This is a genomic window from Holdemania sp. 1001095H_141210_F2, assembly GCF_015558105.1.
GTDB lineage: Bacteria > Bacillota_I > Bacilli_A > Erysipelotrichales > Erysipelotrichaceae > Holdemania.
In genome coordinates this window covers 47,414-71,150 of sequence record NZ_JADNPO010000008.1, presented here as the reverse complement: position 1 = coordinate 71,150, position 23,737 = coordinate 47,414, and the positions used below count along the sequence as shown (strand labels likewise).

The 23,737-nt window shown below is 50.6% G+C and carries 19 protein-coding genes; 5 read left to right on the top strand and 14 right to left on the bottom strand.

Translation table 11 applies throughout. The features are described 5' to 3' along the window. Positions 1-7 precede the first annotated feature (7 nt). Positions 8-205 (bottom strand): hypothetical protein, encoded by a 198-nt coding sequence (locus I2G61_RS16425; RefSeq protein WP_229100704.1) that lies wholly within the window; start codon positions 203-205, stop codon positions 8-10. 251 nt (positions 206-456) lie between these two features. Then, positions 457-642, bottom strand: coding sequence for a hypothetical protein (locus tag I2G61_RS07100; RefSeq protein ID WP_195395525.1), 186 nt, complete (start codon positions 640-642; stop codon positions 457-459). Positions 643-825: 183 nt separating this feature from the next. On the opposite strand from I2G61_RS07100, the gene I2G61_RS07095 reads away from it, so the two are divergent. Continuing rightward, the gene (locus tag I2G61_RS07095) at positions 826-2,250 is read left to right on the top strand and encodes a DEAD/DEAH box helicase (RefSeq protein ID WP_195395524.1); all 1,425 of its coding nucleotides are present in this window, start codon (positions 826-828) and stop codon (positions 2,248-2,250) included. 141 nt (positions 2,251-2,391) lie between these two features. Further along, positions 2,392-2,865 (top strand): hypothetical protein, encoded by a 474-nt coding sequence (locus I2G61_RS07090; protein ID WP_195548076.1) that lies wholly within the window; start codon positions 2,392-2,394, stop codon positions 2,863-2,865. 436 nt (positions 2,866-3,301) lie between these two features. Here I2G61_RS07090 and I2G61_RS07085 read toward each other — a convergent pair whose 3' ends face one another. Further along, positions 3,302-4,756 carry a sodium-dependent transporter gene (locus tag I2G61_RS07085; RefSeq protein ID WP_195395522.1) on the bottom strand — a complete coding sequence of 485 codons (1,455 nt, stop codon included), beginning with the start codon at positions 4,754-4,756 and terminating at the stop codon, positions 3,302-3,304. A gap of 231 nt (positions 4,757-4,987) precedes the next feature. Here I2G61_RS07085 and I2G61_RS07080 point away from each other — a divergent pair, with 231 nt between their 5' ends. After that, a complete protein-coding gene (locus I2G61_RS07080) occupies positions 4,988-5,809 on the top strand; it encodes a histidinol-phosphatase (RefSeq protein ID WP_229100703.1) in 822 nt (273 codons plus the stop codon). A 187-nt stretch (positions 5,810-5,996) separates the two neighbouring features. Next, complete coding sequence (locus tag I2G61_RS07075; protein ID WP_072685132.1) at positions 5,997-6,875, top strand: VIT1/CCC1 transporter family protein; 879 nt, start codon at positions 5,997-5,999, stop codon at positions 6,873-6,875. 405 nt (positions 6,876-7,280) lie between these two features. Here I2G61_RS07075 and I2G61_RS07070 read toward each other — a convergent pair whose 3' ends face one another. The 9 genes from I2G61_RS07070 to tdh all read right to left on the bottom strand — a co-directional run bounded on the left by I2G61_RS07070 (position 7,281) and on the right by tdh (position 20,015). Then, positions 7,281-8,360: a hypothetical protein gene (locus I2G61_RS07070; RefSeq protein ID WP_195548074.1), complete on the bottom strand. Its 1,080-nt coding sequence runs from the start codon at positions 8,358-8,360 to the stop codon at positions 7,281-7,283. A gap of 105 nt (positions 8,361-8,465) precedes the next feature. Then, complete coding sequence (locus I2G61_RS07065) at positions 8,466-9,659, bottom strand: hypothetical protein (protein WP_072685134.1); 1,194 nt, start codon at positions 9,657-9,659, stop codon at positions 8,466-8,468. A gap of 191 nt (positions 9,660-9,850) precedes the next feature. Continuing rightward, on the bottom strand, positions 9,851-11,707 hold the full coding sequence (locus tag I2G61_RS07060) for an ABC transporter ATP-binding protein (RefSeq protein ID WP_072685135.1): 1,857 nt from the start codon (positions 11,705-11,707) through the stop codon (positions 9,851-9,853). After that, complete coding sequence (locus I2G61_RS07055) at positions 11,673-13,493, bottom strand: ABC transporter ATP-binding protein (RefSeq protein ID WP_195548073.1); 1,821 nt, start codon at positions 13,491-13,493, stop codon at positions 11,673-11,675. The genes I2G61_RS07060 and I2G61_RS07055 overlap by 35 nt, the downstream gene beginning before the upstream one ends. 103 nt (positions 13,494-13,596) lie before the next feature. Beyond that, on the bottom strand, positions 13,597-14,583 hold the full coding sequence (locus I2G61_RS07050) for a sensor histidine kinase (RefSeq protein WP_229100702.1): 987 nt from the start codon (positions 14,581-14,583) through the stop codon (positions 13,597-13,599). Continuing rightward, complete coding sequence (locus tag I2G61_RS07045) at positions 14,580-15,251, bottom strand: LytTR family DNA-binding domain-containing protein (protein ID WP_072685137.1); 672 nt, start codon at positions 15,249-15,251, stop codon at positions 14,580-14,582. The genes I2G61_RS07050 and I2G61_RS07045 overlap by 4 nt, the downstream gene beginning before the upstream one ends. A 572-nt stretch (positions 15,252-15,823) precedes the next feature. Next, the gene (locus I2G61_RS07040) at positions 15,824-17,551 is read right to left on the bottom strand and encodes an FAD-binding protein (protein WP_072685138.1); all 1,728 of its coding nucleotides are present in this window, start codon (positions 17,549-17,551) and stop codon (positions 15,824-15,826) included. Positions 17,552-17,775: 224 nt separating this feature from the next. Continuing rightward, positions 17,776-18,969, bottom strand: coding sequence for a glycine C-acetyltransferase (locus I2G61_RS07035; protein WP_072685139.1), 1,194 nt, complete (start codon positions 18,967-18,969; stop codon positions 17,776-17,778). Next, positions 18,966-20,015 carry an L-threonine 3-dehydrogenase gene (gene tdh, locus I2G61_RS07030; RefSeq protein WP_369802557.1) on the bottom strand — a complete coding sequence of 350 codons (1,050 nt, stop codon included), beginning with the start codon at positions 20,013-20,015 and terminating at the stop codon, positions 18,966-18,968. Before tdh ends, I2G61_RS07035 begins: the two co-directional genes overlap by 4 nt. A 273-nt stretch (positions 20,016-20,288) precedes the next feature. On the opposite strand from tdh, the gene I2G61_RS07025 reads away from it, so the two are divergent. After that, a complete protein-coding gene (locus I2G61_RS07025; protein WP_195548072.1) occupies positions 20,289-21,845 on the top strand; it encodes a polysaccharide deacetylase family protein in 1,557 nt (518 codons plus the stop codon). Positions 21,846-22,004: 159 nt separating this feature from the next. On the opposite strand, the gene I2G61_RS07020 is transcribed toward I2G61_RS07025, so the two are convergent. Then, the gene (locus tag I2G61_RS07020) at positions 22,005-22,880 is read right to left on the bottom strand and encodes a ParB/RepB/Spo0J family partition protein (protein WP_195548071.1); all 876 of its coding nucleotides are present in this window, start codon (positions 22,878-22,880) and stop codon (positions 22,005-22,007) included. After that, the gene (locus I2G61_RS07015; RefSeq protein WP_072685143.1) at positions 22,867-23,661 is read right to left on the bottom strand and encodes a ParA family protein; all 795 of its coding nucleotides are present in this window, start codon (positions 23,659-23,661) and stop codon (positions 22,867-22,869) included. Before I2G61_RS07015 ends, I2G61_RS07020 begins: the two co-directional genes overlap by 14 nt. Positions 23,662-23,737: the final 76 nt, after the last annotated feature.

Below are 23,737 nucleotides of genomic sequence, written 5' to 3'. Positions count from 1 at the left end.
CCCACTTTCATTTTTCAATCCAGCGCTGTATCCCCTGAATGATTTGTTCCGCAATGAGAATTTCGATCAGAACTTCCAGAACATAAGGATATAACGTAAGCATTCCGCCATGGATCGTACCGATCGCAAATACATTCGCCAGAATCGTCATGCGAACCGCCGTCCAGCTCCAATGAACTTGTTTTCTGACAATCAAAACAGACAAAAGAATTCCGCAGAGCATACAAGTCAGAATGAAAGAAAGGTAGACATCAGTCCAATGCGCACGACTTTGAGAAATAAACAGATATCGCATGCTTAACGGTGAGAGGAAAGCAAGGATACTGGGAAAATCAGATTCGTTAGCCCATTCCATTGCCCTGATCAAAACAAGCGTCGTCATAATCCCCGCCACGGCTGTCCGCAACTGAAAAAACGGAAGTTTCTTTCTGAATAAGAAAACAAAGATCCCGGCGGTCAATCTGCGGTCAAAACGGTAAAGACCAATGCAGGGGAAGGCTTTTGCAGCATCGGTGAGAAAGGACTTGTTCCTAAAATTTTCTGATACTGCGATGCATATCCCCACCAGACGACGCAGACGCCGGCCAGGATCACAGAAAATAAAATGGCTGACGAAATAATCCGGTCTTTCCGCTGTTTCATTCGATATCACCCCAGATTCTTCCTTTTTTCATTGTAGCATGGCCGCTCATCAGAAAACCTTACGATAACATTACATTTGTAGACCTGATTTAATCCTTGTGTTTTTAGTCTTCTGCTGATATGCTGAGAGCCAGACTTATTGATCTTATTCTTTATTATAAGAAATGACAGGAGGTTCTCCCGATGAATAGCAACAACGTATTTGAACTACTGGAAGCCGATTTGCGTCAGGCGGTTGAAGCGCTGCACTACACGCAACCCACCCCGGTTCAGGAACAGGTGATTCCCGCTTTTCTTCAGGGACGGGATTGTCTGGTCCAGGCGAAGACCGGCTCAGGAAAAACCGCAGCCTACGCCCTCCCGGTTTGCCAACAATGTCATTTTGAAGACCGGCTTCCGCAGGCGTTAATCCTCGCTCCGACGCGTGAGCTGGCTGATCAGATCACTCAGGAAATCCAGAATTTCAGTTTGTTCCGACGTCTGACGTGTGTACGGCTGGTTGGCCGGCAGCCGATGAAAAGTCAGAAATACCAGCTGAAGCAGCGAGTTCAAATTGTCGTCGGTACCCCGGGCCGGGTGTGGGATCATATAGAACAGGGAACGCTCGATCTCTCTCAGCTGAAAATGGTCGTTCTGGATGAAGCGGATCAGATGTTCTCGCTGGGGCTGACAGAAACCGTTCATCAGATTTTAGAAAAGCTTCCTTTCCCCATTCAAACTTGTTTGTTTTCCGCAACCCTAAGTCCGGAAATTTTACAGTTGGCGGAAATCACGGTTCACGATCCTTTGATGATCCAGATTGATTCGCCTCGCCAGACAAATCAGAATATCCGCCTGACCTCGTTGACGGTTTCCAACACTGAAAAACTCACGGGTCTGCTTCATGTCTTCTCCACAATCCAGACACCCTCCGCGATTGTTTTCTGCGACCGGCAGGTGATGGCGGAAGAAGTCGCAGAACAGCTCAAGAAAAAAGGGGTTTGTGCGGATGCCCTGCACGGCGGGATGGAACAGGATCAACGGTTTGCCGTGCTGAAACAATTTCGTCAGGGACAGCTGCGGATTTTATGCGCGACTGACGTAGCGGCGCGGGGTCTGGATATCGACGGTTTATCGCTGATCGTGCATTGGGATCTGCCATTGAATCTGGAATCCTTCATTCACCGCTGCGGGCGCTGCGGACGGATTGATCAGCCGGGTACCTCGGTTGCCCTCCTCACGCCCAATCAGCAGAACCGCTACTCGTCCTTTCTGGAAACGTTGGAAATTCAGGATGAAACTTTCGAACTGGATCCGTTGGATGATCACTCAGGATTAGCGCATTGGAAAACAAAAAATCAAAGCCAGCCGGAGAAAGCGGCTGAACTGAAACAAAACAAAGCGACGATCTTAATCCGGGCCGGCCGGCAGCATAAGCTGCGCCCTGGTGATTTTGTCGGCGCTTTATGCAGCGTGGGGTATCGTGCAGAACAGATCGGAACGATCGAAGTACAGGAACGGGTGACCTTTATTACGCTGATTCAAGCCGATCCACAGCCGTTAATCCGAGCGGGAGAGCTTTCTGTCAAAGGCAAGCTCCGCCGGGTTGAGCGCGCCCGTTCTCTCTAATCAAACGAAGTTCATTTATGCCAAATTCTTAAAACAGAAGTTTTTGTATTGGCTTACGTTAAACACAGAACTTCTGTTTTTTGTTGATATGAAAGATGGTATAATTTCTCCATCAATGAGAACTGGATAGGGAGTAGGAACATGCTTACGAGTGAAGAAGAACTCTGGAAACAAGCCATGCAGTTGATTATTCCTGCAGCGCCGGCTTTGCTGACCTTTGTCATGGTATGGATTATTGAGATCATTTTGCTTAATAAAAAAATTATCGGATGGGGACAAGAAAAGAAAATTGAAAAAGCAAAACAATCAGGGCAGGTTGTTGACGCAACGATAACAGGCAGTCAAAAAAGCTACTATTATGCGGATGGTAGTGGAATCGAAGCTGTGCGGTATTCGTATTCAATAAAGGGCAGACGAAAGAGAACTAAAATAGTCCAATTTCGAGTAGATGGAAGAACTACTTTTCCAGAAACAATCAAAATTTACTATCTGGGAAAGAGAATCTATACAGATTACGACAATCCAAAAGGAATTCCCAACTTTCTGTTCGTGGCCTTGCCTTTTATAATGGCCATGTTGGTTTTAATTTTGACTCAGCCTGAACTCATAGGCTGATCTTCAAATATTCATCAAAACAAAACAGAAAACATAAGATAACTCGCCACTGAGCTTGAAAGGAAAATCTGGGATAGATATTGGTTGTATTTTTTCGATCAAGAGAAATAAAAATCCACAAAAAATATCTTTATGCGGACATTGGGAAGCGGTCGTTGGAAATTATTTTCTTACTCAGGCAGGCAATCCCAAAGCATTTTTCCGTGAGTCATTTCGTGAAGTATTGCCGGCTGGACAAAGAATAAACTGGCTGGAAAAGGAAAGAGAAATTGAATTTTAGAAAACATGGAATCAGTTCAGTCCCATATTCCGGCGTGAGTCTCGATTCCCGCGAAGTCTGGCTGTTCCAAATGAAAAGAACGTCCGCAAAGCACAAAGAAAACCCCCGTCCAAAATCAACTCCCTGATAGAAGAGTCAATTAGACGAGGGTTTTTATTACGATTTACGCTGACTCAGCCAGGCGCTCAGCGGGAACATCATGATGCCGGCCACGATGATTAACGGCAGCCAGAACTGCGCGAAACCGGTGAACTTGGCATAGTAGCCCTGGAAAAAGATGAAGATGACAATGCACGGCAGACCCCAGCGCAGATAGCCGCGGATCTTCTCTGGAAAGCGCAGTCCTTTTCCGGCGTTCGCTTCCTCGATGAACGCATCCCAGCCCCACCCGCATTTCCGCGTACAGAACATCAGGTAGATCAACGAACCCAACGGCAGAATGTTGCTGGAAACGATAAAATCCTCCAGATCCTGAATCGTGCTGCCGGCGCCCAACGGCTGGAAGCCGCTCCACAGATTGAAGCCCAGCGCACAAGGCAGTGATAAGACCAGAAGCAGAATAATATTCATCCCTACCGACATCTTCCGCGACATCCCTGAATCCATTGCGAAGGCCACGATATTTTCAAATACCGCGATGATCGTCGTCAGCGCGGCAAACGACAGGAAGATGAAGAACAACGTTCCCCAAATCTGCCCGCCGGGCATTGAGTTGAAGATATTCGGCAGCGTGATGAACACCAGTCCCGGTCCGGAATCGACAGGTATGTTGTAAGCCGCCGCGGCCGGAAAAATGATCAGCCCGGAAAGCAGCGCAACCACGGTATCCAGCGCCATGATATTTAAGCTCTCGCCGAACAGGCTGCGTTCTTTACCGATGTAGCTGCCGAAGATCGCCAGCGATCCCATACCGATCGACAACGTGAAGAATGCCTGACTCATCGCCGCGAAAATGACGTTGCTGATGCCCGCCTCCAGCATCCGGTTAAAATCCGGAATCAGATAAAACTTTAATCCTTCGATCGCATTCGGCAAGGTCAGCGAACGAACGCACAGCACGATCATGATCAGAAACAGGCAGGACATCATGACCTTGGATACCCGTTCTACACCGTTCTTCAAGCCTAACCGGCAGACCAGAAATCCCAGCAGGACCGCCAGCACCATAAAACCGATCTGCTGCGCCGGGGATTTCAACATGGCGTCAAACACCCCGGACACGTCCGCCGCTTCCAAACCGTTCAGACTGCCGGAACTCATTTTAACCACATAGTTCATCATCCAGCCGCCGACCACCGTATAGAACATCATCAGAATGTAGTTGCCGCTGACCGCCATCGCTTTAAACCCATGCCAGCGCGTCCCTTTGGGTTCCAGGACGTCGAAGGAATGCGAAACTGATTTGCGAGACGCCCGGCCGACAGAAAATTCCATGACCATAATCGGCAACCCCAGCAGGATCAGGAAAAACAAATAGATTAAGACAAACGCGCCGCCGCCATATTGGCCCGTGATGAACGGAAACCGCCAGACATTGCCCAGACCGACCGCGCAGCCAGCCGATATTAAAATAAATCCCAGCCGGGAAGATAACTTTTCTCTTTCTTTCATGGTTGATAAAATCCCCTTTTTCTCCGCTATTGTATCATAGAATACAGGCGCTGTCTTTAGCCAAAATAACCCGGAACTCCCGGATTCTGATCGCATTCTCCGCTGAATCAGCCTGCTTTTCAAAGTTCGGGATCAACCGCTGCCGCGGAATAGGAAATAGGATTGCTTTGATGCCGGACATCCGTTACACTGAACTTAACCTGCACGATGCCGGTCAAAGGAGAACTTACCATGCAGAAATTCAATTTGCACACGCACACCTTCCGCTGCGGTCATGCCAGCGGAACTGATGATCAGATGGTGCTCAGCGCGATCGAGGCTGGTTTTGAGCAGCTCGGTTTCAGCGATCACATGCCCTATCCCGAGCTGCATCTGCCAACCTGCCGCATGGCCTATGACCAGCGTCAGGAATACGTTGATTCCATGATCAAGTTAAAAGTCAAATATCAGGATCGGATCATGCTGCGGTTTGGTTATGAAGCGGAGTATCTCGAGGATCATCAAAAACTGTTAAAACAACTCCACGGTGAAGTGGACTATCTGATTCTCGGTCAACATTTCAAAGCGATCGAAACGAATCCAGCTTATGAGCTGGTCTATGATTACGACGCCTATAATAATGATGAAGACGTGCTGTTCTATGCCGATCAAATTGAAAAAGCCGTAGCGATCGGCTGGTTCAGTCTGATTGCCCATCCGGATTACTTCATGCTTGGCCGCCGCACCTTCACCCCCGCCTGCGCGGAAGCGGCCAAGCGGATCTGCACGGTCAGCGCAAGGACGGGGATTCCGTTGGAAATCAACCTGAACGGCGTACATTACGGCCAGCATAAATACCGGATCAGCACGACTGATCCAGCATCCACGGAAACGACCTGCGCCTATCCGTTCCGGAAGTTCTGGGAGATCGCCGCCGCCATGCGGTGTCCGGTATGTTATGGATGGGATGCGCATGCACCGCTGGTACTTCAGGATTTCAGCCGGGTTGCGATGGCGGAAAAGCTGCTTGAAGGACTGCCGCTGAACTTTATCGACTGCTCGCCGGTTGATTGATTCTCCCCTGACTGCCGCTCTGATTTTCGTTTTCCGTCCTTGCCGCAGCCGCTTATTTTAAGCTGGGAGAACTTCCGCGGTGTTTTCGCTTTTGTTTGCCGGCTGTCCGCCCGTTTCTTTTCCATTCCATTTTGAATTCTTCCGTCAAATAGTGTAATATGAAGTACAGAAATAGGGGGTAAACCACATGAATGAATGTTCCGGAGCTGCCCTGAAAACCCTGATTCGGATGCAGCAGAATGAAATTGACGAATATCATATCTATCAAAAAATCGCAGCGACGGTCAAGTCGGAGGAAGACCGCAAGATCCTGATTCAAATTGCCCAGGAAGAAGCCTCGCATGGCAAGCTGTGGGGAAAATATACCGGCTTGCAGCCCAAGCCGAACACCGGCAAGGTGTTCTGGTACAGCCTGCTTTCTAAAATTTTCGGCTATACCTTCGCTCTGAAACTGATGGAAAACGGCGAGGACAAGGCGGATAAAGCCTATACGAGCTTAATTCAGGAAATTCCGGAAGCCGAGAAAATCGCCGAGGATGAAGAGCGGCATGAACAAGCCTTGCTGGCGATGCTTGATGAGGAACGCCTGCAGTTTGTCGGTTCGATGGTGCTGGGCATGAACGATGCCTTAGTCGAGCTGACCGGAACGCTGGCCGGCCTGACCTTCGCCCTGCAGAACAACCGGCTGGTCGCTCTGTCCGGCTTGATCACCGGCGTTTCCGCGACCTTCTCGATGACCGCTTCGGCCTATCTCTCCGCCAAGAGTGACAATGACCCGCAGGCTGTCAAATCGTGTCTGTATACCGGCGTCATGTATATGATCACCGTCGCTTTGATGAGCCTGCCGTATTTACTGCTTCCGGCGGAAGCCTACATCCCGGCGCTGATCGCGCTGTTAGTCACGGTGACGCTGATTATTCTGGTTTTCAATTATTATATTTCCGTCGCCAAGGACTACAATTTCAAGCAGCGGTTTCTTGAGATGTTTGTGATTTCCGGCTCGGTCGCCGTGATTTCCTTTCTGGTCGGTCTGGCGATCAAAGCCTGGCTGGGCATCGACATTTGACCGCAGACATCACAAGTTCCTTTTCCTGCCAGCCAACCGGGTTAAAACAAGCCCGGTTTTTCTTTTTCCCTCTGTCTCTGCTTTTTCCGGCCTACGCCTTATAATGAGGACAGGAACACTGATCTATCAATGAACAACATCCACCCCGGGATCCAGGGAGGGGGAGTGAAGAATGAACCCTCTTTTCTTTAGAAGGATGATTCATGCCTGATCAACGGTTTATCCTGTGTGTCAAAAAAGGCTGCGCCGTCAGTGGGGGTGGAAAAGCAGTGCAACGCGGGCGTGAGAATTCAGATCTTTCCTTGCACTGCTTTTTTTAAAATCATGTTTTTCACTGCACCTCAGACTAACTCGTTTTAACAAAAAAAGCAAGGCGGAATTTTAATCCATCCTTGCTTTTTCTGTTTATTTTCCAATCTGGTTCGCGTAGAAATCGACCAGCTGTGTCCGCATTTGCGCTACGACCTCTTTCGCCCAGGCGTAATCCTTTTTCTTTTCCTTACTGCCGACGGCGTTCGCGAAGCGTTCCGCCAGATCCTGGCCTTCATAGAACGGAACCGCAACGTCGACCACCTTCCGCTCCGGTGTTTCTTCAAGAACCGCGTCGCTGCTCAGCTTGGTGATCAGCACGGTCTGATCCTGAAGGTTGAAATAGCTTTCCGGTTTCAGGGTGTCCTTGTTGTACTGCTGAACGATGAAGACCGGCAGCGATACCGTTTCTTTTCCCTTTTTGTTAAAGCTCAGGGAAACGACATACCCATCGCCGTTGAGCGTCAGTCCGTCAATCGACTGGAATGTGCGTTCAATTCCGGACGGGAAGGATGTCTGCTTGAGATACGCGACCGTCACTTTCAGATTTTCGATCTGCTTGCTTTTGGCGTCCAGATCGCTGAATAAAGCGGGACTCGGCACGCGGTAATCCTGAAGCATTTCGCCGACCGCGGCAGTTTCGTCGTAAACCCAGCGCGTCATCTGATCCGCGATTGTCCGCTGATCTTCGCCTTCTGTGCGTCCGATCAAATTGTTCATATTGACTAAAGACACTGTTCCGTTAGTCCAGATCTGATGTTCTTTTAACTGTTCCGCGTTCCAGCTGCCCTTGCTTGTGGTCAGCGGTTTGGCACTCATCGCTTCCGCAGTAAACAGCTGGAAAATAGACAGCCCCGGATTCATTTTGGTTCCAGCCAGGATGACCGTGCCTTTCAGCCCGGCCTTCTTCGCTTCCTCGCCCGCGTCCATCGTACAGCCGTCCAGTGTTTCCTCGCTGATCGACAGCCGGACGGTTTCCGAAGCGATCCGGATTGGCGCGGTCTGCGTGATCTGCAGCTTCGCCGACGCCAGGTCAATTCCCGGCAGTTCGTTGTTGATCACTTGTTCCTCGGGTGCCGGAAGCATGCCGTCCTCGGTGGGCTGCGGCTTCTCCTTATTCTGACAACCGCTGATCAACAAGATCAGCACCAAAGCTGCTGCGACTGTTTTTTTCATTTCCTGCACCTCGTTTCCGCTTTTATTATAAAGGATAACGTTAAGGAATATCTTAAATTTTACTTACGACTTATGAAATTTTTATTAGTAAATTCTGGCTGGCGCTCAGCGGAAGCGGAAGAACTCCTGCACGCGGCGGGCATAATGACCCAGCACGATCAGATGATGATTCCCGATCGGCTCGCGCAGCAGCGTGTCCAATCCCTGCGGCAGGGAAACCCGGATCTGCGTGCGGCACAGGTGTTTTTCGTTCAGATTTTCGACAATTTCGCCATCCTGGACAAAGTAACGGTCCATCAGCGCGGAACACTTGAAGACCGTCGCGTCGCCTTCTCTTAAATGGCCGGCCAGCGCAACGCCCAGATCGGATTCAAAGTGCGTCATCAGCCGGAAAGCGCTCGGCATGGTCAGCGGCAGCGTGCAGTGCGCGAAGATGATCTGTTTCTGCCGGGAGAGAATCCGCGACGGATTGCACATGAAGACCGGCTGATCCGTCAGCTTGCCGATCAGCGTCATCGCGATCAACGACGGCATATCGCCTTCGCAGCCGCCATAAACGCCCTCGGCGTTGAGAATTGCCAAGGCAAGACATCCGGTGCTCTTGACCGGACCTAACAGATCGAAGCAGCGCACCGTGACTCCGGCCAGCTGATATTTCTGACAGATCCGCTTGAGCGCGCCGTAGATTTCCAGTGATTTCTGCATTTCCGCTTCCGGCCACGGTTGCTGGCGCAGCTGCCGGGTATATTCGTTTTCCTCGACCTGATGTTTTTCAATCTCCGCAAAGAATTCGTCCATCGAAATCGTAACGAGCTCAATTCCGGTCTTCTCCCGGACTTCCCGAGCGTCCACATGACTGGAGATCAGCCAGTCTGAAGGCTCGCCGACGCTGCCCAAGCGCAGCCCCTGCAGCTCCCGCTTGACTTTGAACACCTGAACCAGATCCGCTAACCGGGCCGCGGTATCGTCCAGATCCCCATGCAGGATTTCCGCCTGCACGCCCTTCTGGCGCAGATAGGACAGGATTTCCATCGACGCCGCCAGCGAATTATTTTCGCCGGAGGTCAACAGGAAAACCGGTGCCTTTAAATATGGCTCCAGCTTGAGGAAGCGACCCTCCGTTCCGCCCCCACCCACAAACACAACGGTCATCGCTTCGTCTTTCAAGGCTTCCGCCGGTACGATTTCCAACGTGTGGCCGCAGCGTTTGGATAATTCCTGCAGATAGTTCCGGTTCAGCACATCGCGGTCTTCCATATCCGCGTTCATACTTTGTAAATAGCCAATTCCAATCTTCATGATAACCCTTCTTTCTTTAGTTTCATTGTAACCTTACCCCGGCTAAAAAACAATCAATCTGCCAGACTTCATCCTCTGCTTTCCCACTTTGCCCACTCTTTTACCACTTTTCGTCAGGATAAGAAAAAGACCGGGAAAGCGAACAGTTTCTCTTCGCTTTTCCGATCCGTAAGGCGTGGCCTGCCTTCCGTTTATGCTTGCGATCCAATCATTTCCAGCGTCTGCGGAGGATGCCTGTAATATTGCGCCTGCGCTTCCCACAGTTCCTGATACAAGCCCGGCTGCCCGGCCAGCTGATCATGGGTTCCGCGCTGGACGATCTGTCCGTGGTCGAACACGACGATTTCATCACAGAACTTACAGCTGCTCATGCGGTGTGAAATAAAGATCGAAGTCTTATCCTTCACCAGTTCGTTGAAATTTTCATAGATTTCCGCTTCTGCCAGGGGATCCAGCGCCGCCGTCGGTTCGTCAAGAATCACGACGGGCGCATCCTTATACAGCGCTCGGGCGATCGCGGCTTTCTGAGCTTCCCCACCGCTGAGCAGGATGCCTTCACCGTTTTCTTTGCCCAGCAGCGTCTTCAATCCTTTTTCCATACCCGCGACTCTGGCGCTCAGTCCGACTTCCTCCAGTACCTGCATCGCCTTCTGTTCATCGACATGGGCCGAGGCCGCCAGATTTTCGCCCAGCGGCATTTCCATCAGCTTGAAATCCTGGAAAACGACGGAGAAGATCTGGACGTATTCTTCAAACGCGTATTTCCGGATATCAATTCCATTCAGCAGGATTCTTCCCTCTGTCGGTTCCGCCAGCCGGCACATCAGCTTGATGAACGTCGTTTTGCCCGCGCCGTTGCGCCCGACGACCGCAAAGTGTTTCTTCAGTTCCAGATCAAAGGAGATATCCTTCAGCGCGTTTTCACTCTGGCCCGGATAGCGGTAAGAAACATGATCGAAGGTCAGATGATATTCGCCGTCATCCCGTTTCTCCACCGGCAGCGTCCCTTCATAGCTCATATTCGGACGTTGAATGAAGGCTTCATAGCTGTTGAGGTATTCGTAACGATAGGCGATGTTGTTATAGCTGGCCGCCAGTGTGACTAACGAGGTCGTGAAGCGCAGGATCGCGTTGGCGTACAACATGACCTCGCCGATGCCGATGGTACCCTGCATCGCGATGATGCCGATGACCAGATAGGTCATCCCGGAAGCCAGCTGCGTCAGAAAGGTGATGACGCCGTTGATCTTGCCGTTGGTTGTGCCCCAGGCAATATAAAGCCGGGAGCTTATCAGCGTCTTGTCAAAGAGTTCCATCAGGAAATCCTTCATTTGATATAACCGGATATCCTTGCCATTTTGAATACTCATTCCCAGATTGCCGATATACCCGCACATCGCGTTGTTATGGACGTTATCCCGTTTCATTTTCTGAAGCAGTCTTCCTGCTTTCGCGCTCAATCGTGATCCGATCACAATGACCACCACATATACAACGAAAAGGAAGATTAAACAGCCTATCGGCATCCAATAGTCCTGCGCCCGCGTAAAAATCTGAACTAACAAAACAGCGACAAAGACCAAAGAATAAAGCATGGAGAAGAACATCGTCAGAAATTGAAGCAGATCCCGAAGCTGTTCCCCCGTACCGCCACCGCCGTTACTGCCTTGATCCGCCTTGCGGATTTCGTCGATCGTTTCTGCTTTTTCCAATTCTTCATACTCAATCTGATAAGCTTTTTCAAGAACACGCTGACGGATTTTGTATTTCGACAGATCGCGCAGCTTAAGAAAACGTTGATTCAAAGCCTTACTGCTCAACCCCAGAATAACGCTGAAACCGATCATCCAGTAAACGTTCTGCATTGCCTGCGGAAATTGACCGGCGATCAGGAAATTTAAAATCTGAGCGGAGAAGTAAATCGGCAGAAAGGGCACGGCCGCCGTAATCGCAGCGGTCAGGATCAGATAGGCGATCACATGGGGTTCGCTCTTCTGCATCATCCGGATGAATTTACAGGTTTCCTGCCAGGCTGTTTTCAAACTCATAGACTTCCCCTCCTTCCTGATAATATTGGCTTTGAACTTCAAACATCCTGGCATATTTGCCTTTCCACTTCATCAATTCCTCGTGGGTGCCATCTTCCACAATCATCCCGTGTTCAAGAAACAGGATCCGATCGCAGAACTGGGTGGAGGACAGACGATGGGATATAAACAACGCCGTGTGGTCTTCGACCAGATTGTTCACCATTTTATACATCTCGCTTTCAGCGATCGCATCCAGCGCGGCGGTCGGTTCATCCAGGATCAGCATCTTCGCTTCCTTATATAAAGCACGTGCCAGAATCAGCCGCTGAACCTCGCCTCCGGAAAGTTGAATTCCGTCCGCGTTCAGATCTTTTCCAAGATAGGTTTTCTCCTGCAGCGGCAGACGACTGACCTTCTCCCAGAGATTCGCCCGCTTCAATACCTCGACCACTTTTTCGCAATCCGTGTTTTCCAGATTTTTGCCGGAGATGTTTTCAGCGATCGTCACCGACATGATCATCGCATCCTGAAACACCACCGCCAGTTGTTTTTGGAACGCTTCCCGGTTGTTCTCCATTAGCTCCCGGCCATTCAGTAAAATCCGGCCGCTGTCCGGCCGATACAGGCCGCACAACAGCTTGACCAGCGTCGTTTTGCCAGCCCCGTTAATTCCTACCAGCGCAACTTTCTGCCCCGCTGGGATCGTCAGATTAAAATCATCCAGAACCTTGCGTTGTTTGTCATATTGAAACGATACATGATCAAAGGTAATGGCCATGGATTCCGATGCATCCTGAGGTTCCGCATGTTTTGCATGAACCACTTCCGATTCCGTATAATTGCGGTAATAACCAATCCGCATCAGATCGTTGCTCAACAACGATATCATTTCGCTGATTGTGGAAAACCATGTGGAAAAGCCGCTGATCACGCCTAACAGAAAGACAAATTGCGCGATGCTCATACCGTGCATCAGACTCAGAATCAGCCAGCTGTAAGCCGCCAGATCCCGGACCGCCTGAATGAAAATACCCGCCATGTCATAAATAAAATAAGCGCTCCGGACCTTTCCTTCAATCTTTTCCAGCCGGCGGATCAGGCTTCGATAGAATTCAGCCATCCAGTTTCGCATTCCATATAAGCGGATATCCTTCCCCGTTGCCACATTGTAGGTTTCCTTATGCAGATACCAGATTGACCGCACGATCTGACCGGATTCCTCCATGGTCGCCGCTTCTTTTTTCCAGGCATAGCGATAAATAAAATATTGAATTACCGATAACCCCAATAACAGGCCGATCAGCTGAATGTTCGTCTTCCCGATAACCAGAGAGTACAACGTTAAGCCGAAAAGGTTCACGGCCAGCTTGATGTTGTGATGGCAAAAGCCTTCCAAACCATGATCGTTGGACGATAAACATTCCTCCGTTTTCGCAATCTGGATCTGTGTTTTATAATCTTCCACATTCTGATAGTCCCGCGTAATCGTGCTGCGGAACATTTCACTCCAGAACTTTTTTAAACGAAAGAGGATAAACTGTGTCGACGAGCGACTCTCTAAAAAGGTCTGAATCCCGTTGATCACGCCGTAGACTAAAAACGCGCTGAGACAAACGAGGATCAAAGTCTGCACGCCGGCCTGTTGTTCCAGACAGGCAATGATCAGCGATGGCATGAACACTCCGACCAACGGCGTTATCGCAGAGAACAACACCTCGGCGATTCCGTAATAAACTAATTTCCGGTCAAAGTCCCACATTTTGGAATAGACCAGATGATAGGTGCTGCGCACACTGTATTTCATAATGACGCCCCTTCCTGTCGTTATCTTCATTTTGATTATAAAGAAAAACAGTGCCGAATAAGAAAAAAGTGCACGAAATGCAAAATTTCATGCACGAATGGTCTTATAAAGGAAGCATAATTTCCGTGACGAAGATCCCTGGCTCATTCTTGCGGTTGATATACCCGCCGTACTTCTCCACTTCCCGATTGATGCGCAGTAAGCCATGCCCATGGTTGCCTCGTTTGTGCGTGATGTATTCATCATCCATCTTCCGCACCACCTCCGCGGTCGCATTGGCAACGGAGATGTAAAGCTGCTGCTTAAAGACGCCGATATATAAACGGATAAACCGGTCCGACGCCAACCCTTCGCACGCTTCCATCGCATTGTCGATCAGATTTCCCAGAATCACGCACAGATCCAGATCAGCGACAGTAAGCTGACTCGGCACGGTCGCTTTGTAATCCAGCGCGATCTCTTTCTTGATCGCCATCGACAGTTTTGAATTCAGGATCGCGTCGACGTTCAGGTTGCCGCTGTCCACCAGTTCATAGACGTCTTCCAGATCCTGTTCCAGTGCGTTCAGATAGTTCTTCGCTTCCTCGATTTGATTCATCCGCAGCTGGGCTTTCAGATTCTGTAAATGATTGTGATAATCATGCCGCCAGCCGCGCATAATCTGATAGATATTATTGACTTCCTCCATCTGCTGAACCAGAATTTTATTCTGATATTCCATCATCCGGTCTTCATAACTGCGCCGCAGCAACCGCTGGTTTTCGCAGCCGACGCCGTAAAGCAAAAGGCTGATCATCAGAAAAAGCAGAAGCTGATCCTGCAATACACCGCAGCCGACGAGGAAAAGCATACTCACGCCGATCACCGCCAGAATCGCCGGCCGGCTCTGACTTCGCTGCTGTTCAAGGACAAGACAAAGCAGATAAGCAACGCAGAAAAACGGCAGAAAGGAGCGGGTTCCCATATAACTGAGTGCCGCGCCGGCCAGCACCGCCAAATCCAGTGCCAGACTTTTTCGCTGAAACCGCAGCCAGAGCAGAATCATCAGTCCGATTCCCGGCAAACACTCCACAAGATAAACCGCGATCATAAGCCTGTTCCTTTGTTATATTGAATGAACGCCTCGTTGACAATCTTTAACTGCGACCGGGCGACCGGCAGCGTAAACGGACCCGCAGAGATATCCTCACGGCGGATCTGATCCACCTTGGCGATATTGACCAGATACGAACGGTGAATCATCACAAACGTTTCGTCCAGCATCGCCTTCAGCTCCCGGATGCCGATCTTCTCTTTCTGCCGATGATCTTCAAAAACAAGATGACAATAGTGGGCTTCCGCTTCCACATAAATTAGATCATTCAGGTTAATCCGACTTCCGTTTAATAAAATCGAGTGCTGAGCTGCAGATTGAATTTCATCGAGGATCGCGAACAACGCCGTATCCTGAACTGGTTTGATCAGATACCGCAGAGCTTTGACCTCATAACCTTCAAACACATACTCCTTGATCGCCGTTAAAAACAAGATCGGTACCTGCGCGTCAGTCTGACGGATCTTGCGCGCCAGCTCCATCCCGTTCTGTTTCTTCATCTGGATATCGAGGATGATCAAATCAAACGGATATCGGCCGTCGCACTCAAAAAGCATCTGTTCTGCACTTTCATACCAGACCAGATCTGTTTTGCCCCAACGGCCAAGCGATTCTTCCAGAATCGCTTTCTGAGTTTTTTCATCTTCACAATAAGCGATTTTCATAATTTCATTTTATAATGTTCTCGATCTTCGCACAAGCCGGAATTCAAGCGTGAAGGAATAAGCGAGGTCGATTATTTCTGTTTTTATGGAAAACAATCGTCAGATAAATAAAGTGTAACGCCTGTTTCTGATCGCTCCGATTGCATTGAAATCCATTTACGACTGTTTTATGGTTTGAAATTACACATTTTTCTAAAAAGCTACGATAACCAATCCACCTTCGAAGAATAAATGATTCAAGCGATCACGCCTGATCAAAGTAGCGGATTCAACGGCTGAGATCAGGTTCTTACCCGGTTTAGGACAGGAATAGCATTTCCATGCAAAGAAGCAGGCAAGATAAAGCTTGATATAAAACGTTATCTTGCCCGCCCTTTTTATTTTTGCCCAAATCCGATTAAGAACCTGAGATCAGCGGGCTGCCTGTCCTTTTTACGGTTTTGCTTTGCGTAAAAATTAAAAAACAGGCAGAACAAAGCTTGATATCTCTGTCCTGCCTGCTTGTTTGTAAGAAGTTTCAAGTCTTTCCCCCAAATCGGGTGAGAACCTTAAACAACGTCTTAAGTTCAGATTTATTTCAGTTCTGCCGCAGCGTTTTCGCCCGCGACCTTACCAAAGACAACCGACTGGGAATAACCGCCGGACTGCCATGTCACTTCTCCAGAAGCGTACAGACCCTTGACGACAGTGCCGTCTTCGTAGAGAACCTGTGCTTTTTCGTTAGCGACAACGCCGCCCTTGGTCATGTGATTTGCCGGTTCGACGCGAACGCCGTAGTACGGACCTTCCGCATCCAATGCACGGGAAGGAACTTCGCCCAAGACCGCGTTTTCTGCGCCCGCTTCCGCATCTGCGTTGTACTGTTCAATGCTGGCCTTCAACCCAGCCGCATCAACACCCAGCGCTTCCGCCAGTTCTTCAATCGTCTTGCCTTCCGCATAGTAGCCCAGACCGACATGCTTGCGGATCCGATAGAATGAATCGTAGCCCGTCTTATCTGTGATATAGAAAGCCGCGCCATCCAACTGACCCTGAACCATCGCTGCGCGATCCAGTCCGCCGTTGTTGTCGTTCAGCAGTTCGCCGGCTTTGTTGACTAACAGATTCATGTCCGCACCGCCTGTCAGATCCCGGCGTGGAACGATGATGTTGGAGAACACGCTCATCTTGCCCATGTTTTCCATCTGGAAGCCGTTCTTTTCAAAGACTTTGACAAAGTCGCCCGTCGTGCCCATCTGGTTCGACGTATTCATGACTTCGTAGCCCGGAGCATATTCGGCTAACAGCTCCTTGTTGCTGCAGAAGCCGCCGGTCGCGATGATGACTGCCTGCGCATTGATGTCATACGATTCGTTATCGTTGTTTGTGACTTTCACGCCGATGACGTCCTTGCCGTCCAGAATCAGATCTTCACCCTTAGTGCCGGTGCGGATATCGACGCCCAGGTCCTTCGCCGTCTTTTCCAGACCTGCCTGAATGACTTCGCCGGAATACTGGTTGTCTTCCGCCATGTGGTTGGTTCCACCATAGTTGTAGTTCAGCTCGACGCCCATCGCGCGCAGCCAGGCATCCAGTTCGTTTTCCTGGTTGGCCCAGACTTCGATGCGTTCGGCGCTTTCGCCGGATTTCGACTTGCTTTCAATGAAGTTTTCGACCTGATTGACCGTCCATTCCTCATTGCCCGCTTTTTTCTGAGCTTCGGTATTGATGATATCGAAGAAGTTCATATCGAATTTGCCGTTGCCGCTCAGGATATCCAGTTTTTCAACCAGAATCACGTTGGCGTTCGCATTGGTCTGCTTCGCGCCGATGGCTGCCGCTAATCCCGAAGGACCGCCGCCGACAACGACGATATCGCAGGTTTCCGCTTCACGCTGAGACGCTGGTTTTTCCGGTCCCTGCGTGGTCATTGTGATGTCTTCCACATCCATGCCCGCCTGCTTCATCGCATCCGCAACCGCAGCCTTCACGCCAAACGACGAGAATGTCGCAGCCGTCACGCTGTCAACGACCGGCGAGTTGGCTTCCAGAATTCTCTCTTTAATCACCGGGAACGCGCGATCAATGACGACATTGGTTTCGTGGCTGTCCACCAGCTCGATGTCCGTAATCTTCTGATCGGCGATCGTGACTTTCAGATTCATCTCTCCGCCATAACCTGTACCCTTGACGTCATAGACGCCGGAGTTTGCCGTGTCAGGAGTTTTTTCCTGACTTGGTTCCGCAGGCGTATTTGAGCAAGCAGTCATGCTTGCCGCTAATAAACCCGCAAGACCGACCTTCACAAATTTGTTGTTCATGTTTCCTCCTATGTAGATCTCCTCTACAACCCCTATTTTACAGAAATCTCTTCATCCGTCAAGTAAATATAATCACAAAGATTTCACAAAATAAACACAATATATCCAGATCATGGCTTCACTCTGAGGCTTTCTTGATCTTTCTGGAATCATTTTCAGGAACTGAAAAGTTTTTGGAAATGAAAAGAAACCCGCTTTCTGCTCGAAAACGGGTCTTTTTTGCTTTATTTTCGCATTTCTTCGCGGACTTCGCAGAAGCAGCGGACAATCGTGTCGATGTCTTCGCGGGTATGCGCGGCGCTGACCTGCGTGCGGATCCGGGCTTTCCCCTTCGGGACGACCGGATAGGAGAAGGCGACGACGTAGATGCCTTTGTCCATCATCCGTCTGGCCATTTCCCCGGCGGTCTTTTCATCATAAAGCATAACCGGCACGATTGGATGCACGCTCGGGATGATATCGAATCCGGAGTCCGTCATTTTCTGACGGTAATAAGCGGTGATGTCTTCAAGATGATCGCGCAGCGAGGTATCGGCTTCCAGAATCTTGAAGACTTCCAGCGAAGCGGCGACGATGGCCGGCGCCAAGGTGTTGGAGAACAGATACGGACGGCTGCGCTGACGAAGCAGATCGACAATTTCCTGACGCGCCGCCGTAAAGCCGCCGGAAGCCCCGCCTAACGCCTTGCCCAGCGTGCCGGTGATGATGTCCACACGCCCTTCCACGCCGCAGTATTCCGCCGTTCCCCGGCCATGCTTTCCGACAAAGCCGGCGGAATGACTGTCGTCGACCATGACCAGCGCATGAAATTCGTCGGCCAGATCGCAGATGGATTTCAGATCGGCGATGATGCCGTCCATTGAGAACACACCGTCGGTGGCGATCAGCTTAATCCGTGCTCCGGCTTCCTCCGCAGCGATCAGCTGCAGCCGCAGATCGGCCATGTCATTGTTTTTATAACGGAAACGCTTGGCTTTGCATAAGCGCACGCCGTCGATGATGCTGGCATGATTCAGCTCATCGCTGATCACAGCGTCCTCCGGTCCCAGAATTGTCTCGAACAGACCGCCGTTGGCATCGAAGCAGGAGGAATACAGGATCGTATCGTCCATGCCCAGAAAGTGCGAAATCGCCGCTTCCAGCTGTTTGTGGCTGTCCTGCGTACCGCAGATAAACCGCACGGAAGCCAGACCGTAACCCTTTTCCTCATACGATTTCTGTGCCGCCTGAATCAGACGCGGATCGTTGCCCAGACCGAGATAGTTGTTCGCGCACATGTTGATGACCTCACGGCCATCTTCCAGTCTCACATGCGCGGATTGGGGTGTGACGATCGGACTTTCACCTTTGAACAAACCGGCTTCTTTAATGTCTTTAACTTCCTGAGCGTAATAGTGCAGCGCTTCAATCTTATTCATTCTTTTTCCTCCTTCTGCAGCGAACTCCAGTCCAGCACCACTTTGCCGGATTGTCCGGAGTTCATCGCCGCGAATCCTTTTTCATAATCCTGAATATCGAACCGATGAGTGATCACAGCGTCGATGTTCAAGCCGCTCTGCAGCATCGTCGACATCTTATACCAGGTTTCCCACATCTCCCGGCCATAGATGCCCTTGATCGTCAGCCCGTTGAAAATGACTTTTTCCCAGTTGATCCGGGCGTCCGCTTTCTGTAAGCCCAACAGCGCGATCTTGCCGCCGTTTTTCATGTTGTCGATCATGTCGTTGAAGCCGGACTGCGCGCCGCTCATCTCCAGACCGACGTCGAAGCCTTCCTTCATGCCCAGTTCACGCATCACCTCCGGCAGCTTCTCCTGAGCGACGTTGACCGTGCGGGTCGCTCCGAGCGTCCTGGCCAGGTTCAGGCGGTATTCGTTGACATCGGTCACGACCACATGCCGCGCTCCGACATGGCGGGAGATCGCCGCCGCCATGCATCCGATTGGCCCGGCGCCGGTGATCAGCACATCCTCGCCGATCATATTGAACTGCAGTGCTGTATGCACCGCGTTGCCTAACGGATCGAAGCATGAATATAATTCCTCGCGGATCGACGGATCGCAATGCCACGCGTTTTTCGCCGGAATCACGAGGTACTGCGCGAACGCACCGTTGCGGTTGACGCCGACGCCCTGGGTGTTGCGGCATAAATGCGGCTGTCCCGCCAGGCAGTTCCGGCAATGGCCGCAGGTGATATGCCCTTCCCCGCTGACAAGGTCGCCAACCTGAAAGCCCTCGACATTTTCGCCAACCTCGACGATTTCCCCGACATACTCATGCCCGGCGGTCAAGCCGATCGGAATCGTATGCTGTGCCCATTCGTTCCAGTTATAAATATGCACGTCGGTGCCGCAGATCGACGTCTTGCGGATTTTGATCTTCACGTCATTTTTGCCGCATTTCGGAATTGGTACCTGTTTCAGCGTTAAGCCGACGTCTGCCTTATCCTTCACTAAAGCCCACATCCATTTTCCTTCGCTCATCTTGTTCCTCCTTCATTCTTGTAAGCGGTCTCTTTGATTTTATAGTGCCTTAGTTTCCAATGAAATGCAAGACACTTTTTTAAATTTGTCCGCAATATAAAGACAGTTCTTCGATTTATCCGCGATGCTTTCTGAAATTTGTGAAAACTCGCTGAAAATGAAAACTTTCCTCTGATTTACGCCCGGCTTATCTCTGCTTTTTTCATGATTCGACAAAATTCGGCAACAATAAAAAGGAGAAAGGAGGAATCGTGATTGAAAATCGAAGCTAAAAACACGAAGCGACAGCACCGGAGTTCCCGCCTGCCAATCCTGTTGTTCAGCATGGCAGGAATCGGCGCAGCAGTGGCCGGATCCCTGTTTCTGAGCACACAAGGCTGGTCAGAAACCACGCGCCCCAGCTTTCTGGAAGCAGAAGACCGGCAGTTGGATCAGGCGCTGCATGAAAAACAAGACGCGGCAGAAATTGTCGTTTTCTATCCGCAGGAACCGCAGGCTGTCCAAGCCACAGCCCGGCAGCAGGCTGGCTTGTTGATGAGCGCGTTGTCAACGGCATACGCCGAGTGGCCGGCTGCCAGTCAGGAAGATCCAAAACCGATCCTGATCAAAGCGGATTATCATACTGAAGCTTTGGCGCAGAACACCATGTCGGTTGTCTATTTAATTCAGAAAAAAGTCGGCGATCATATCGAGGAAGAACACTGGGGTTACATGCTTGATCAACAGACAGGGGAATTGATCGGCGCAGAACAGGCTTTCGATCAAACCGGGCTGGAGCGGATCTCCGCGCTTTTCCGGGATGCGATGAAAAATCAGGAGGCTACCCGCTCCCTCGCATACACGCTGCCGTTTATTCAGGCCAGCGCCCCTACGGCAGAGAATTTCTCCCGGTTTTATTCTGAGGGAGATCAACTGACATTCCTCTTTGATCTTCCCGTCCCCACAGAGACGTTAAAGGAAAACGGCGAGGCTGAACGGGAAGAAGAAACAAGCCACGACGAAGTCAATATTGACGCAGAAAGTAAATTGGATAAAAGCAAACAGGAAACCTCGGAACAGGAATCAATCCATCTGGACCCAGAAAGTCCGCTGCAATGGTCGCTGGACCGGGCGCAGCTGGGTTCTCATTTTCTGTTAAAACCTGCGGAAGACAGCGGGAATCTCTTCATTCCTCCAAGAACTGTCGATCCTGACCGGCCGATGGTGGCGCTCACCTTCGACGATGGTCCGCACCCCAAGAATACGCCGCGGATTCTGGAAGCTTTGCGAGCCAGCGACGGGGCATGTACATTTTTCATGGTCGGGACCAACGTCGAGCTTTATCCGGACGTTGTCAAAGCGGTTGCGGAGAGCGGCAGTGAAATCGCGTCGCATACTTACAGTCATCCGAATCTGACAAAACTGTCCAACGATCGCCTGAACTATCAGCTAAACCGCGTCAGCGAACTGGTCAGCGAGTTAACCGGCCGCCAGATACAGGTCAAAACGCTGCGTCCGCCCTACGGCGCTGTCAGCGAACAAGTCAAAGAGGCTTCCGCTTTGCCGCTGATCTTGTGGAGCATGGACACGCTGGACTGGAAAACCCGCGATGCACAGAAAACGATCAGCCATGTCCTTGAAAACGTGGAAGACGGCGATATCATTCTGATGCATGACATCCACGCGGAATCTGCGGACGCCGCCGCAGCGATTATCCCGCAGTTGACCGCGATGGGTTATCAGCTTGTCACCGTTCAGGAACTGATGGAAGCAAAGGGACTGGAAATGCTTCCGGGGCAGAAGATTTTCAGCGGTCATCCTGCTTCGCAATAATGGATCGCAAAGCGCCAGCTTGCTTTAAAAGACCGGCCGCAAGCTTCTGATTGCCTTGCGCAGACAAGCTTGCATGGTTAAAAACAATCCATGAACATTGAAAAAAGGCATATCCCCGTCTGACGTTCGACGCTTGGATATGCCTTTTTGATTTTCAGTTTACGATTCAGTTTCTTCCAGACAATGAATCAATTCCAGAATCCGGTTCAAATCCTGCGTACCGGAATACTGAATCACGATCTGTTTCTTATCGACCTTGACGCGGGTCTGCAGCTTGTTCTGCATGACTTCCTCAACATACAGCAGATTCGGGTCTTCCGCCTTTTTGGCGGCCTTCGGTTTCGGTTTTTCCTGCCGTTCCTTGACCAGCCGTTCCACCTCGCGCACAGACAGACCTTCCTCGGCGATCTTCATCGCCAGATCATAGGCTTCGCCCTCATCCTCAATCGTGACTAACGGGCGCACATGCCCCATTGACAATTTATTCTCCGTGACCAGCTGCTGGACGGATTTCGGCAGCTTTAACAGCCGCAGGGTGTTGGTGACGTGTTCGCGGGATTTCCCGACGCGCTGGGCCAGTTTTTCCTGCGTGTAGTCCAGCCGTTCGATCAGGCGCTGATATGCCTGAGCTTCTTCAATCGCGTTCAGGTCTTCGCGCTGGATGTTTTCCAGCAGCGAGATTTCCATCATCTGTTCTTCGGTGAACTCCATGACGATCGCGGGAATCGTCTTCAATCCTGCCTTCTTACTGGCGCGGACGCGGCGTTCACCGGCGATCAGCTCGTAGCCTTTGACCGATTTGCGCAGCAATACCGGAGTGAAGACGCCATGCTCCTTGATTGACTGAGCCAGCTCGCCGATCTTCTCGTCGTCGAATATTTTACGCGGCTGGTAGGGATTCGGCCGGATCTCCGACAGCTTGATCTCGCTCTGACGGCTTTCGTCGCCCTGCTGGATCTCCTCGATCACATTGCTTAAATCCTCGCCGAAAATGGCTCCCAGGCCTTTCCCCAGCCGGGCTTCATCCTTTTTCATTGGCTTTTGCCTCCTTTGCGTTATAGGAAATGACTTCCTTTGCTAACGATGCGTAGGCCTTGGCTCCTTCCGATTTTACGTCATATTCAAAAATCGTGGCGCCGCGGGAAGGCGCTTCCGACAGCTTGACGTTGCGCGGAATATACGTTTTATATACCCGCTCCTTGAAATACCGCCGGACTTCCTGCTGGACTTCGACGCTCAGCTTGGTCCGCGCATCAAACATCGTCAATAATACGCCTTCGATCATCAGTTTATTGTTGAAAAGACGCTGTACCAGACGAATTGTCGACAACAGCTGCGTCAAGCCTTCCAGCGCATAGTATTCACATTGCACCGGGATGATCACCGAATCCGCGGCCGTCAGGGCGTTGGTGTTCAGCAATCCCAGCGAAGGCGGACAGTCGATGATGATGTAATCGTAATCGTTCTTCACGGCGACCAGTTTGTTTTTCAGCAGCTTCTCGCGGCCGTATTTGTATTCAACCATTTCCAGATCCGCCCCGGCCAGGTCAATCGTCGCCGGCAGGATATCCAGCGGCGGAATCTTCATGGTTTTCACAGCGTCTTTCACTTCCACGTCACTCATAATGACGTCGTAAATACTTTTTACAAAGCTCTGGCGGGTCGCGCCGACGCCCTGTGTCGCATTGCCCTGCGGGTCAAAATCGACCAGTAATATTTTTTTGCCGAGATAGGCCAGTCCGGCGGAGAGATTGATGCTCGTCGTCGTTTTTCCGACGCCGCCCTTCTGATTGGCGATGGCAATGATTTTTCCCATTTTTTCACATCCTTTTATCTTGATTTAATCCTCACTCGGTATTCACAGAGCATAATTGTCCCCCAGCAAGGTAGGC

Excerpts from the sequence above, each read along its gene's own strand:
- I2G61_RS07100 (WP_195395525.1), bottom strand. The coding sequence starts at position 642 with ATGAAACAGCGGAAAGACCGGATTATTTCGTCAGCCATTTTATTTTCT.
- I2G61_RS07095 (WP_195395524.1), top strand. The coding sequence starts at position 826 with ATGAATAGCAACAACGTATTTGAACTACTGGAAGCCGATTTGCGTCAG.
- I2G61_RS07090 (WP_195548076.1), top strand. The coding sequence starts at position 2,392 with ATGCTTACGAGTGAAGAAGAACTCTGGAAACAAGCCATGCAGTTGATT.
- I2G61_RS07085 (WP_195395522.1), bottom strand. The coding sequence starts at position 4,756 with ATGAAAGAAAGAGAAAAGTTATCTTCCCGGCTGGGATTTATTTTAATA.
- I2G61_RS07080 (WP_229100703.1), top strand. The coding sequence starts at position 4,988 with ATGCAGAAATTCAATTTGCACACGCACACCTTCCGCTGCGGTCATGCC.
- I2G61_RS07075 (WP_072685132.1), top strand. The coding sequence starts at position 5,997 with ATGAATGAATGTTCCGGAGCTGCCCTGAAAACCCTGATTCGGATGCAG.
- I2G61_RS07070 (WP_195548074.1), bottom strand. The coding sequence starts at position 8,360 with ATGAAAAAAACAGTCGCAGCAGCTTTGGTGCTGATCTTGTTGATCAGC.
- I2G61_RS07065 (WP_072685134.1), bottom strand. The coding sequence starts at position 9,659 with ATGAAGATTGGAATTGGCTATTTACAAAGTATGAACGCGGATATGGAA.
- I2G61_RS07060 (WP_072685135.1), bottom strand. The coding sequence starts at position 11,707 with ATGAGTTTGAAAACAGCCTGGCAGGAAACCTGTAAATTCATCCGGATG.
- I2G61_RS07055 (WP_195548073.1), bottom strand. The coding sequence starts at position 13,493 with ATGAAATACAGTGTGCGCAGCACCTATCATCTGGTCTATTCCAAAATG.
- I2G61_RS07050 (WP_229100702.1), bottom strand. The coding sequence starts at position 14,583 with ATGATCGCGGTTTATCTTGTGGAGTGTTTGCCGGGAATCGGACTGATG.
- I2G61_RS07045 (WP_072685137.1), bottom strand. The coding sequence starts at position 15,251 with ATGAAAATCGCTTATTGTGAAGATGAAAAAACTCAGAAAGCGATTCTG.
- I2G61_RS07040 (WP_072685138.1), bottom strand. The coding sequence starts at position 17,551 with ATGAACAACAAATTTGTGAAGGTCGGTCTTGCGGGTTTATTAGCGGCA.
- I2G61_RS07035 (WP_072685139.1), bottom strand. The coding sequence starts at position 18,969 with ATGAATAAGATTGAAGCGCTGCACTATTACGCTCAGGAAGTTAAAGAC.
- tdh (WP_369802557.1), bottom strand. The coding sequence starts at position 20,015 with ATGTGGGCTTTAGTGAAGGATAAGGCAGACGTCGGCTTAACGCTGAAA.
- I2G61_RS07020 (WP_195548071.1), bottom strand. The coding sequence starts at position 22,880 with ATGAAAAAGGATGAAGCCCGGCTGGGGAAAGGCCTGGGAGCCATTTTC.
- I2G61_RS07015 (WP_072685143.1), bottom strand. The coding sequence starts at position 23,661 with ATGGGAAAAATCATTGCCATCGCCAATCAGAAGGGCGGCGTCGGAAAA.